Annotated in this window: 13 protein-coding genes; 3 read left to right on the top strand and 10 right to left on the bottom strand. The window is 29.9% G+C overall.

Annotated elements, in window-relative coordinates; genetic code table 11:
- Nucleotides 1–39: 39 nt before the first annotated feature.
- The 4 genes from J2Z42_RS06930 to J2Z42_RS06915 all read right to left on the bottom strand — a co-directional run bounded on the left by J2Z42_RS06930 (nt 40) and on the right by J2Z42_RS06915 (nt 4,353).
- Entirely contained in the window at nt 40–1,473 is a 1,434-nt protein-coding gene (locus tag J2Z42_RS06930; protein ID WP_209701926.1) for a D-lactate dehydrogenase, read from the bottom strand.
- A 133-nt stretch (nt 1,474–1,606) separates the two neighbouring features.
- On the bottom strand, nt 1,607–2,545 hold the full coding sequence (locus tag J2Z42_RS06925) for an electron transfer flavoprotein subunit alpha/FixB family protein (protein ID WP_209701925.1): 939 nt from the start codon (nt 2,543–2,545) through the stop codon (nt 1,607–1,609).
- 20 nt (nt 2,546–2,565) lie between these two features.
- Entirely contained in the window at nt 2,566–3,351 is a 786-nt protein-coding gene (locus tag J2Z42_RS06920) for an electron transfer flavoprotein subunit beta/FixA family protein (RefSeq protein WP_209701924.1), read from the bottom strand.
- Nucleotides 3,352–3,798: 447 nt separating this feature from the next.
- Nucleotides 3,799–4,353 (bottom strand): helix-turn-helix domain-containing protein, encoded by a 555-nt coding sequence (locus J2Z42_RS06915; protein ID WP_209701923.1) that lies wholly within the window; start codon nt 4,351–4,353, stop codon nt 3,799–3,801.
- Nucleotides 4,354–4,517: 164 nt separating this feature from the next.
- Here J2Z42_RS06915 and J2Z42_RS06910 point away from each other — a divergent pair, with 164 nt between their 5' ends.
- On the top strand, nt 4,518–5,453 hold the full coding sequence (locus J2Z42_RS06910; protein WP_209701922.1) for a DMT family transporter: 936 nt from the start codon (nt 4,518–4,520) through the stop codon (nt 5,451–5,453).
- Between the two features lie 217 nt (nt 5,454–5,670).
- On the opposite strand, the gene J2Z42_RS06905 is transcribed toward J2Z42_RS06910, so the two are convergent.
- On the bottom strand, nt 5,671–6,414 hold the full coding sequence (locus J2Z42_RS06905) for a LysE family translocator (RefSeq protein WP_209701921.1): 744 nt from the start codon (nt 6,412–6,414) through the stop codon (nt 5,671–5,673).
- Nucleotides 6,415–6,777: 363 nt separating this feature from the next.
- Between J2Z42_RS06905 and J2Z42_RS06900 the strand changes: the two genes are divergently transcribed.
- Both J2Z42_RS06900 and J2Z42_RS06895 read left to right on the top strand, forming a co-directional pair.
- Complete coding sequence (locus tag J2Z42_RS06900; protein ID WP_209701920.1) at nt 6,778–7,263, top strand: DUF6803 family protein; 486 nt, start codon at nt 6,778–6,780, stop codon at nt 7,261–7,263.
- 272 nt (nt 7,264–7,535) lie between these two features.
- Entirely contained in the window at nt 7,536–8,567 is a 1,032-nt protein-coding gene (locus J2Z42_RS06895; protein WP_209701919.1) for a phosphatase domain-containing putative toxin, read from the top strand.
- 135 nt (nt 8,568–8,702) lie between these two features.
- Here the strand turns inward: J2Z42_RS06895 and J2Z42_RS06890 are convergent, their stop codons facing one another.
- The 5 genes from J2Z42_RS06890 to J2Z42_RS14840 form a co-directional block, all read right to left on the bottom strand.
- Nucleotides 8,703–9,392 carry a DUF2786 domain-containing protein gene (locus J2Z42_RS06890; RefSeq protein WP_209701918.1) on the bottom strand — a complete coding sequence of 230 codons (690 nt, stop codon included), beginning with the start codon at nt 9,390–9,392 and terminating at the stop codon, nt 8,703–8,705.
- 30 nt (nt 9,393–9,422) lie between these two features.
- A complete protein-coding gene (locus J2Z42_RS06885; protein WP_209701917.1) occupies nt 9,423–9,599 on the bottom strand; it encodes a hypothetical protein in 177 nt (58 codons plus the stop codon).
- A gap of 60 nt (nt 9,600–9,659) precedes the next feature.
- Complete coding sequence (locus J2Z42_RS06880) at nt 9,660–10,493, bottom strand: cell wall-binding repeat-containing protein (protein ID WP_209701916.1); 834 nt, start codon at nt 10,491–10,493, stop codon at nt 9,660–9,662.
- 149 nt (nt 10,494–10,642) lie between these two features.
- The gene (locus J2Z42_RS06875) at nt 10,643–10,762 is read right to left on the bottom strand and encodes a cell wall-binding repeat-containing protein (protein ID WP_209701915.1); all 120 of its coding nucleotides are present in this window, start codon (nt 10,760–10,762) and stop codon (nt 10,643–10,645) included.
- Nucleotides 10,763–10,969: 207 nt separating this feature from the next.
- Complete coding sequence (locus J2Z42_RS14840) at nt 10,970–11,089, bottom strand: helix-turn-helix domain-containing protein (protein ID WP_209702023.1); 120 nt, start codon at nt 11,087–11,089, stop codon at nt 10,970–10,972.
- Nucleotides 11,090–11,659 lie beyond the last annotated feature (570 nt).

Raw genomic sequence — 11,659 nt, 5'->3', positions numbered from 1 at the left:
ATTTCCTACCTTTCTTTTTTTTTATATAATTGTGTTTTATTATTTATCATTATCTAATGAAGAACATACTTTGCCTGGATTCATAATAGAATTTGGATCAAATACTTTTTTAATACCCTGCATTAAGCTCATATTTGTTTCTCCAACGCTAGCTGCTAAGTATTTTACCTTTCCTCTTCCAATTCCATGTTCTCCTGAAACAAGGCCGCCGCATTTTGTTGCTTCTTCGTAAATAATATTGAAGAACTTATCAACTCTTGATTTAAATTCTGATTCTTCTAGATCATTACTACATTGATATATGTGAAGATTTCCATCTCCTGCATGTCCAAAGCTCTTAATAGTAAGTCCACAATCTTCACCTGTTTTATTTACAAATTCAAGATAAGCAGGAATCTTATTTACAGGAACTACGACATCACATTCATCTAATAATTTTGTTTCTGCCATAATTGCTTCTAAGAAACTAGAACGTGCAGCCCATGCATCTTTTATTTGTGCAGGTGTATCTGCTACAAGAACATCAATTGCTCCTGCTTCTAATACTATTTCACTTGCTTGTTCAATAGTATTATTTAATTCATCTTCATCATTTGCATCTATAGTAACAAGTAAATAAGCATTTGCAGTTACTCCATTAATTACTTGTGGGAATACACTCTTTCCTATATATCTTTCACTTGATAAAACAATTTCTCTTTCCATAAACTCCAATGCTTGTGGATTCATATGATTCATTTTAAATTTAGGAACAGTAGAAATACAATCATCTAAATTTTCAAAAGGAATAATTAAACTAGCAACTACCTTTGGTGCTGGCATAACTTTCAAAGTAAGTTCTGTAATAATTCCAAGAGTACCTTCTGAACCAATCATTAAGTTCAAAAGACTATAACCTGAACTTGTTTTTGATACTGTAGCTCCAAAGTGAGTAATTTCTCCTGTTGGAAGAACAACCGTCATTGCACGTACATAATCACGTGTTGCACCATATTTAACAGCTCTCATTCCACCGGCATTTGTTGAAACGTTCCCACCTAAACAAGCAAACTTTTCACCAGGATCTGGAGCATATAATAATCCTTGTTTTGTACAATCATCTGCAAGATCATTTAGCAAAACACCTGCTTGAACATTGACAACAAAATTTTCCAAGTCATAAGAAAGTATTTTATTCATCTTTGTAATATCAATTACAACGCCACCCAAAATTGGAACTGCTCCACCTGTAAGCCCTGTTCCTGCTCCTCTTGGAGTTACTGGTATTTTATTTTCATTACATATTTTTACTACTGCAGCTACTTCCTCTGTAGAGTGTGCCATAAATACAACTTGTGGAACTGATTTACCATAGATAGGCATTTCATCGTGACAATAATCTTCATTGATATCATCACCTGTTAAAATATGTCCTGGAGCTGCCTCCTTTAATTTAGAAATTAACTCTTCTGTCAATTGATTATACTCTGCCATAATAATCATTCCTTTCTAATTTTTTATTATATAATGCTCCAATTAATGGAGCATTATACTTGCACACAAAATAAAAAAAATAAAATTATATATAATTAGTTTTCATTCCTAAGCTAAAGAAATAGGAATATCTTTATTTGGCTTTTGCTTTCTTCATTTCTTCAATCATAGCTGGAAGAATGTCCATTACATTTCCAACAATACCTACATCAGCAATTTCAAAAATTGGAGCATCTTCATCTTTATTAATTGCCACAATATAATTGGAACCTGACATTCCTGATGTATGCTGTGTTGCTCCAGAAATACCACATGCAATATAAAGTTTTGGTGCTACAACCTTTCCTGATTGTCCAACTTGGTGTGCACGAGAGATCCATCCATCTTCAATTGCTGGTCTTGTTGCGCCTACCACACCACCAAGTACATTTGCTAATTCTTCCACAAGTTTGAAATTTTCTACATTTCCCATTCCACGTCCACCAGAAACAATAACTTGTGCTTCTTCTAAGTTAACAGATTCAGAAATTTCTTTTACTGCATCGACAATTTTTGCCTTAACAGCATCAGCTGGAATTTCTACTTTTTTCTCTGTAACACCTGCATTTGAAGCAGCCTCTGGCTTTGAAAAGCTTCCATTTCTAACTGTAATTACAGCTTTACCTTCTACTTCAATATGTTCTAAAACTGTACCACCATAAACTGGTCTAGTATATATAACTTTACCATCAGTATTGCTAATTCCTGTTACATCACTTACACATCCTAAAGATGCACGTGCTGCAATACGTGGTGCAACATCTTTAGATAATACTGTATTTGCTAATAGAACAACATCTGGATTTTGTTCCTTAACAGTTTCTGATAATACTTCTGTCAAAGTATCGCAGTCTCTAGCAGCATCTATAAAAATAACTGGAATTCCTAAAGCAGCTACTGTATCTGCAGCAGCTCTGTTACCTACTACAAGAGCTGTTCCTTCTGCATTTAATGCTTTTACTGCACTAATCAGTTCAAGGCTTCCGCCTAATACTTTTTCTTCATTTGTTTCAATAAACAATAATGCTTTCATACTTTCGTTCTCCCCCTTAATTAGATTGCCTTATCTTTTTTCATTTGTTCCATAGCAGCACTTACTGCTAATGCAGCATCTTTCTCTTGAATTTTGATGCCAGCCTCTTTCTTAGGAGGTTCAACATATTCAACACAACATACTTTTGCTTGTTTTACCTCTCCAATTTCTGCTGCTGAATAAGTTGGGATGACTGCTTTACGGCTTGCCATCTTATTTTTAATAGTAGGATAACGTGGATCATAATCTGGTTTACTTATTGTTAATACAGCTGGAGTCTTTAAAGAAACTAAATTATATCCTTCTTCAGTTTCTTGATGAACTTCCAAGCTATCATTTTTTAAATCGATTTCAATTGCACTACTTACGAAACCTGTTCCTAATTTTTCAGCAAGCATTGCTCCTACTTGACCAGTAATTTCATCTGTTGATTCTTTTCCACAAAGAATTAAATCAAATTTTTCGTTTTTGTCTTTTTCAATTTTATGAATAGCATCTGCCAAAGCATCAGCTGCTCCCATAGCATCTAAATTTGCATATGAATCATCTTTTACAAAAAATGCTTCTTTAGCTCCTACAGCAAGACAATTTTTTAATGTGTTTAAAGAATCATCTGCTCCAACGTTTAATACGCTAACATTTCCTCCATTAGCTTCCATAAAACGAACTGCTAACTCTAATGCGTATGTATCAAATGCATTTGCTGCCAAACCTACTCCATTCAAATTAGGTTTTTTAGTCTTATTATCCAAATGGATTTCAATAGAATCATCTGGAACCTGTTTTACACATATCAGAATCTTCATACTTTCCTTCTCCTTTACACTTTTACATTATTAAGCTGTTTTTTTAATAGAACCATTGTATATTTAAATTTTTATAAAGCACCATTTTTTTAACTATTGTTTTAATTAACTTCTACAAAAGTATTATTTAATGGTACTACCACCTTAGTTAAAAGCTTATCACAATAGTTGAAATACTTCAAGCATTTATACGATTTTTTTTAGCATAATATTTAAAAATTTTTTTATGCCTAATGTCGCTAACATTTAACCTTTGATTCAAGGCATCATTGATACATTTGACTTAGAATAAGTTTTATAAAATTACATTACTGAATAATTAATATTAAATAGTATCTAACTTTATGGTATAATATTTTCGCTTAAAAAAAACAAAAATTTCACAAAGTATGGCTCGATTGTGATTATAATACCAAATATTAACAGTAAAAATACATATTAATTAAATTATTTAAAATAAAATATTATATTTTGAAATACCGACTTATTTTGGTTTATATTTTTATATGAATGAGATTTATTAGCCAAAAATCTGATAGAATCACCCTTTTGCAATACATATATTTTATCATTTATATTTAGTTCAATTTTGCCTTCTGTAACTATGATATATTCTTCAACCCCTTCATTATGATGAGTAGATATATGGTTACAGCCTGCTTCTAATTCTATAGTAAATATTTCAAAACCTTTATTAGCATCAAACGGGAATATTGGATATAGCCTCATTACGCTGTTATCCTCTATTATTGGAGTAATATCATTTTGATGTATTATCTTCAAATCTTCTTGATTTTCGTCAATAAATAATGAAAAGGATACTTTTAATCCAGTTGCAATTTTCCATAGTATAGAAACTGTTGGATTTGACTTACCCCTTTCTATTTGACCTAACATAGCTTTACTGACACCAGTTAATTTAGCCACTTCATCTAAACTTAAATTTCTTTTGTTACGTATGTATTTCAATTTACTACCTATAATTAGATTTAAATCTTTCATAATTTTACTCCTTTTATTTATAGGATTTTATATATTATAGCATATATTACATTGCTTTATTGACTGTATAAATTTTATATTGTATAATATAGCATACATTATTATAATATAGCATACAAAGATATTCTGGTTTATTGCTATAACTTTAATTAAGGAGAATTAAAATGACTAAAGCATTTATATTAGGAATATTGGCATCTTTCTTTTTTGCATTTACCTTTATACTTAATCGGCAAATTGATATTTCAGGAGGCAGTTGGCTGTGGAGTTCATCTTTAAGGTATATATTCACGTTACCAATTTTGCTTATTATCATGATTATAAAAAATCAGTTGTTTGATGTATTAAAGGATATAACAGAAAAACCTATTCGATGGGTGGTTTGGAGTACAGTAGGCTTTGGATTATTCTATGCTCCTTTAACTTTTGCTTCAACATATGGTGAATCCTGGTTAGTAGCTGGGACATGGCAAATAACCATAATTGCAGGGGCACTTCTTACACCATTATTTTTTAAAAGCATAAATACTGAAAATGGAGTTGTAAAAATAAGAAATAAGATTCCTAAAAAGGTATTGTTAATGTCATCAATAATATTATTAGGTATATTTTTGATGCAAATACAGCATGCAAAGGATATTTCCATTACCAAATCATTTATAGGAATTATTCCTGTCATTATAGCTGCATTTTCTTATCCTCTTGGTAATAGAAAAATGATAGAGGTTTGTAATAATAAACTTAATACCTTTCAAAGAGTGTTCGGCATGACACTATGTAGTATGCCATTTTGGATAATAATATCATCATTTGGTATGTCCTTTGTTGGATTACCAAGTAATGGACAAGTATTCCAGTCATTAATTGTAGCTGTATTTTCTGGAATTATTGCTACAATATTATTTTTTAAAGCAACAGATATAGTAAGCGATAATACATATAGATTAGCAATCGTAGAATCAACGCAGTCTGGTGAAGTAATATTTACTATATTAGCTGGAGTATTTATATTCCATGATAAAAGCCCAACTTTTATTAGCCTACTAGGAATAATGATGGTTATTATTGGGATGATTCTAAATAGTCTTATTAAATCATAGTAGTGAATTCTACAAATCGAATATCTACCTTATATAATATTCATTAAACATTGAAGTATCCATGAATTAATATGAGAACATACACTTAAGTTCCAGTTATTTAAACTTTTCTACTTTCTTTTTTATCCTTTGGAAATAAAATGAACTTTATACTTAGTATTGCAATATACAATTTGAAGAACTTGATTCTATAGTTAAAGGTAAGAGAAAAATTCTCTTACCTAAATTTATGAAATGGTATTTTTGTCTTAATATTAAAAAATAGTTCAAATAATTTTGAATGTAAAGTTAGAGACTTATGCATTGTAAATCTATTAAATGCACCCAAAAATATAAATAATCCTGAAAATACTATTATTAAACTTAAGATCTTACTTATAATGCTTGTATTTTTTCTATTTAATTTATTATTGAATTTTACAGCAGTAAAAACTAATATGAGCCACCATATCATGCTGCCTATAAATACTCCTAAAATCATAAATATTTTGTCTTTAATATTGTCTTGTATTTGAGCCATGTGCAATCCTGTAAATACAGATATAAATGAAAAAATAGTTGCTGGATTTGCAAGTGCTATTAAAAATGTTGAAGAAAAAACTTTAAGTGGTGAAATGCCAGAAGAAATATTTTTTACTGATATTACAGTTTTATTTGTTGTTTTAATTACCTTATCATTTTTTTCATTTAAAAAAGTATACATACCAAAGCTAATTAACATAAGTCCGCCTAATATATGGAAGTAAAATTTATGTAGAATTATAAACTTTTCTATTAATATAAATCCTAATGCAGCAAGTCCTGCATATATACTATCCGTAATTGCTGATCCAAGTCCTGATATTAATCCATATTTACGACCAAATGAGATAGTGTTCTTAAGACATATGGCACCAATAGGACCTAATGGCATACCTGTTATCAAGCCTATAAGTATTCCTCTAAATAAGTTTTTTAGCATAAGTTAATTTCCTGCTTTCAATATTAGATTTAGTATGTGTAAAATATAGCTTTCAAAGTAAGTTACTACAAATACAGGTATTACTAGAATCTTATCGTAATAATATGATGTTAAATTGTGAAAAACATAAGCTGATGGCAGGTTAAAAAATACCTTTTCTCTTTTAATTTTACCAGAATACATTCTAAAAAGCTTTATTTTAAATAAAATATATTAAAAAGTTATAAACTTTCCCTTAATTTTTAGTATTTATTTTATAGTTGATAATATTCGCATCCAAATATTTGTGCATATATAATTCTTCATATGATCTTCATATCTTTTTAGTATTATTCTAATAAAGATTTATTGGAGGTGAAAATAATGAATACAACTCACTATATGTCCTTATTAATGAATAACCAGCCTTGGAACTTAATTATCTTTATGGCTATACCTGTAATATGTGCTGAATTCCTTACTATCACAGAATTTTTTATAATTTACAATAAAATCGAAAAGGGAGGTATAAAAGCTTTAAATAAGGCAATTGGAATTTTTGATGGTATTTATTTTACAATAATATTTATTTATCTCATGGTAAATGCAGTAATTCCTCTCACGACTACTAATGGATGGCATACATGGGTAGATGTACTTGCAGTGCTTTCTTATTTAAGTGGTGTGATATTCTTAGTACCAATAACACTAATGGAATTAGGAATAATCTTTAAAACTAAATCTACTCATGATAAATTAAAAATTCATTTTATTCTTATAGGTGGATTTTTAATAGTTGCACATGTCGCAATGATTTTTGGTATGGTCAATCCACAAATAATAAATAGTATGCCAGGAATGAAAATGTAATACAATACTTTAAAACCTTAAAGTATAAATAAAGACACCTAGCTAAAAGCTCGGTGTCTTACTCTCTCCTCAAATCCAGAACTCATGTAAGCTTCTGCATCAACATATACATCATATAATCCTCTATGAATTAACACTTCCTCCGATAAAATTGACATTAATAAAAAAACATGAATTACATAATAAAACTATAAAATTGGTAGAAATAGTTAAGAACAATATGAGTTAATATCATACAATATAATGTGAAAAATTTTTATGGAGAATTATATATGAAACAAAATCAAATAATTTCAAATAACTTCACAAATGACAATTCAATTGAGGATAGTTTTAAACATGGCCATCATGGCTGGCATGCTTATTTATATAAATATTCACATCTTTGTTATTGTTTACACCATTGCCCATATAAAGTACCTACTTATTATCATCCATTTTTTTATGAATATGGCTCGCATATGAATGATGGAATGATACAAGGACGCTATTATGAACCCCAAAATAATAATATACGCCTTGTTATAAATTCTTATAATACAAAAAAGTTATCTAACCACTTTCGCAAAACTACTGATTTAACTAATTTTAAAGGTAGTAAAGTTATAAACTTACACGGATTAGCTAATTTAAATATATCTGGTAGTTCCCAATTCTCTGAAAATAGTCTTGTATTAATTAAACAATCCCTAGGTGATGCTATGCCAATAATTGTAGTTGATTTAAGACAAGAATCACATGGATTTATTAACGGTGTAGCTGTAAGTTGGTCAGGTAACAGAAACAAAGCTAATAAAGGCTTGACTAAAGAAGAAGTTTTATTTGATGAAAATGCGAGATTACAAAGCATCTTATTAGACAAACCAATATATATTGGCAATAAAACATTAATACCGAGAAAAGTTGAAGATGAAGAAAAATTAGTTCAAAGCTGCGGTATGTCATATATGCGTATACCAGTAACAGATAAAGAAAAGCCCACTAATGACATGGTTGACTATTTTATAAAATTCGTTAATTCATTGCTTCCAAATACCTGGCTGCATTTTCATTGTAAAGGTGGGAAAGGAAGAACAGCTACTTTTATGGTAATGTATGATATGATGAAAAACGCTAAAAATGTCAGTCTCCAAAATATAATGAATAGACAGGTCTTATTAGGGGGAAAGAACTTACTTAGAGATGAACCATACCTAATGAACCGCTCCAAGCAAAGAGCTAAATTAATAAAAAGATTTTATAGGTATTGTGTTGAAAATGATGACAACTTTAAAACTACATGGTCACAATGGATTAGAACTTAGATATACAACATTGAAATTAAATATTACAATTTATTTGAAGCTAATTAAACCTCCCACCTACGCATACAATAGAGATGGGGGGCAAATATAAAGAGTTTTCTTACCCAAGCCTCCAAATATAGACTATGATTTATTTTACATTAATAAATCAATTTCACCTGATTTTCCTTGCTCAACTTTATCAGATATACTAAATTTTCTTCCATCTTCAATTCCTTGTTCAAGCACATCCGAATTTCCTTTAAACTTTTGGTTTAGATTAATACTTCTATTAAAATCAATATTTTCATACTGCTCAGTAACTTCTGTATCCTTTGCTAAAATAATTCCCCACTCTTGATTTTTTCTCTTTTGTTCCTCAAACTTATCATTCAATCCAGATATAAAGCCTATAGCATAATCACTAACAATACCCACCGTGCTATATCCATCTCTCCTATATTGATACTTGATCCTATTAGTTTCGCTTGCAATACAATCAATGGCATATTCTAAAACTATATTACAAACTGTTACGTCTTCCTCTCTACCTAAAAATGTTATTATATTCGTTCTCTTAATTTTATAGTAACAATAGCAGCTGAAGTTATCTGCTATCAAAGATGCTAACCTTCCTTTCCATTTTGCAGATGTAAAACTTATCTTAGTCTTTTTAGTTAATACTTTACTGCTGCAAATTTTATAGTCTTTTACTTCTTTCATAGATAATTTATATTTTACAAGGAGTTCCTGTACCTTAAGCATGGCAACTTTTGCTTCATATTCATTACTACTTTCACTTAATGCTAAAAGTTTTTTAATTTTTTCAACTATTTTTGTATCCACTGTCTCATCTCCTGTATGTTCTCTTAAATTTCACTCTTTAAATTTTTGAATTACTAAGTTATCCTCCTGTTGTGCAAATTTCCCCAGGAAATATTCATAAACCCTTCCCAATGTATCCATTTCATCATTTTTATTATACAGTTGAATGCTTCCTATAGCATTATCTATGATTTTACCTATATCAGTTAGTATAAATAAGGGCAGCATCACTTTCATGGTACCGCCATTTTACACAATTCATAAAAATCAACTTATATATAGATAAATCTAATTATCGCTATATTGAATATTAGATACCTTCCAGCTGTTATTCTCAAAGCTTAAAGTTACTGTTATGATACCCTCAAAATTATGACTTACATTATAATTATTATAATTAACCTGAATGGTATTGCTATCTATATTTTGTCTACTTTTAAAAGCCTTTATGTAATAATAAAATGAATCACCCTCATTACCAAGATTAGCTACTGTTTGTCCATCTATGTTAGTTAATGATGGGAAACGTCCCGTAACAGTTGGAAGATAATCCTCCGTGTAGTAGTTTGAAAGAACATCTTTAATTTTATCCACACTATTATACTGTTCTGGTACTGGAACATATTCTATTCCATTATGCATTATTCTCCTATTATATTCTTCTCTATTTGATACAGAGAACATTATATCTTCCATCGATACCCAGGCATCCGCATATAATTGATATATTTCATCATTTGAAATGTCTCTGCTGTTTTTTGTGCTTTTTATATAATTTCCTAAGTTATCACTTACCGCTCCCGTTCCACCAAATATAAAAGCATGTTTTACATTGTCACCTACAGTATATCTGAGTCCGCCGCCTGCAAGTAATATATTATAATTATTCTTTGCTGTTAACACAGAACCCGAGAGTGCATCCGGGAACATATCACCACTTGCAATAGATATGCCATCACTATTATTTCCATTAGCATTAATAAAATCGGATGCTATACTCTGGGGTGTAGTTCCATGTATTCTAAAGCAATTAATTCCCAAGCTCTCTAATTGGGCTTCTGCATCATATGAAACTATATTATATGAACCTACTATAGATACGTCCTTTACTCCTAATTTCAAAATCTCATTTTTAGTTGTGTCATTGATATCGCTGCCGCTTGTAAAAAGTACTACCCCATTTTCTCTAGCTGCATAGGGTGCTGCAATTAATGAATATTGAAATTTATCTGCAGGTGCAATGTATATTTTTTCTATTTTTGATTTAGAATTTAAAATATCAGCTGCTTTGCTATTTTTACAGATGTTTCAAACCTGTCGGCTCCTCCCATTCTCGTTATATCTTCAATTTGACTTGAAGCAGCTTTAACCTTGTTAGATTGCAATAGCAATTATTTTTGCATTTTTCATAAATTAACCCCCATTATTTTATATCAAAATATAATTAGTATTTTTATCGAGCTTAATAGTATGAAACTTTAAACATTTAAAAATAATCTAACAATAAGAGGCCTATACTTAAATACAGTGGATTTATTAAATGACAAATCAAGGAACATATTGATTCCTTTTATATGATAGCAAGAAAAACAAGTTTATTAAGCAGAATTTAACCATGCCTTTTTAATTATGAAATGGGTAAACTTTTCAAGGATTTTATTCATGGAATTTTCATCGCCGGACCCGGCTGATTTGAGTAGTTCTTCTATGATAAGCACCACCTTTCTTCCTTAATTATACAGGTAAAAGAGCGGTGTTTTATTATTTTTTAGCACAATAAAAAACTGTATTTTTTTACTCCATAAATTTATTGAGTATTTTTTTGTTTTTATTTTTTATAGATCTTTGTAGGTTGTGTTATTTTGCATTAAAAAAGACTTCTGTGTTTAGCGGAAGCCTTGATACTGGTACACCCAGTGGGGTTCGAACCCACGACCTCTGGATTTTCGAGGAGCATATTTTGATAATTTTAAATGCCCCTCAATCCCTTATATATAGTCATTTGATTTTTTAACATATGCCTGTCCATTCTTATTTATTTCAAACTATAGGGGGCAAAAAAGAGGGCAAATTTTATTCAATAAACATTTTAATTCTATATCTTTGATAGTACCTCTACCCAATTATCCGGGAACCCTATTAATTTTAAATCTATATAATTTTGATATTGATTTATAAGCTGCTGTAAACTTATAAAAAAGCGGCCATAGCCGCGTTATTTCGCTTCGCTCAACTTCTTTTGGGCGTAGCCCTTTAACTAGGCTGCTTTATTATATTTTTTATTATTA

The organism is Clostridium algifaecis (assembly GCF_017874415.1).
Classification (GTDB): domain Bacteria; phylum Bacillota; class Clostridia; order Clostridiales; family Clostridiaceae; genus Clostridium_B; species Clostridium_B algifaecis.
The sequence above is the reverse complement of the archived record's forward strand: the minus strand, read 5'-3'. Positions and strand labels throughout refer to the sequence as shown.

What these genes read in the sequence shown, in the direction of transcription:
- J2Z42_RS06900 (WP_209701920.1), top strand. Translation starts at nt 6,778, where the DNA reads ATGAATACAACTCACTATATGTCCTTATTAATGAATAACCAGCCTTGG.
- J2Z42_RS06915 (WP_209701923.1), bottom strand. Translation starts at nt 4,353, where the DNA reads ATGAAAGATTTAAATCTAATTATAGGTAGTAAATTGAAATACATACGT.
- J2Z42_RS06910 (WP_209701922.1), top strand. Translation starts at nt 4,518, where the DNA reads ATGACTAAAGCATTTATATTAGGAATATTGGCATCTTTCTTTTTTGCA.
- J2Z42_RS06895 (WP_209701919.1), top strand. Translation starts at nt 7,536, where the DNA reads ATGAAACAAAATCAAATAATTTCAAATAACTTCACAAATGACAATTCA.
- J2Z42_RS06885 (WP_209701917.1), bottom strand. Translation starts at nt 9,599, where the DNA reads ATGCTGCCCTTATTTATACTAACTGATATAGGTAAAATCATAGATAAT.
- J2Z42_RS06905 (WP_209701921.1), bottom strand. Translation starts at nt 6,414, where the DNA reads ATGCTAAAAAACTTATTTAGAGGAATACTTATAGGCTTGATAACAGGT.
- J2Z42_RS06925 (WP_209701925.1), bottom strand. Translation starts at nt 2,545, where the DNA reads ATGAAAGCATTATTGTTTATTGAAACAAATGAAGAAAAAGTATTAGGC.
- J2Z42_RS06920 (WP_209701924.1), bottom strand. Translation starts at nt 3,351, where the DNA reads ATGAAGATTCTGATATGTGTAAAACAGGTTCCAGATGATTCTATTGAA.
- J2Z42_RS06930 (WP_209701926.1), bottom strand. Translation starts at nt 1,473, where the DNA reads ATGGCAGAGTATAATCAATTGACAGAAGAGTTAATTTCTAAATTAAAG.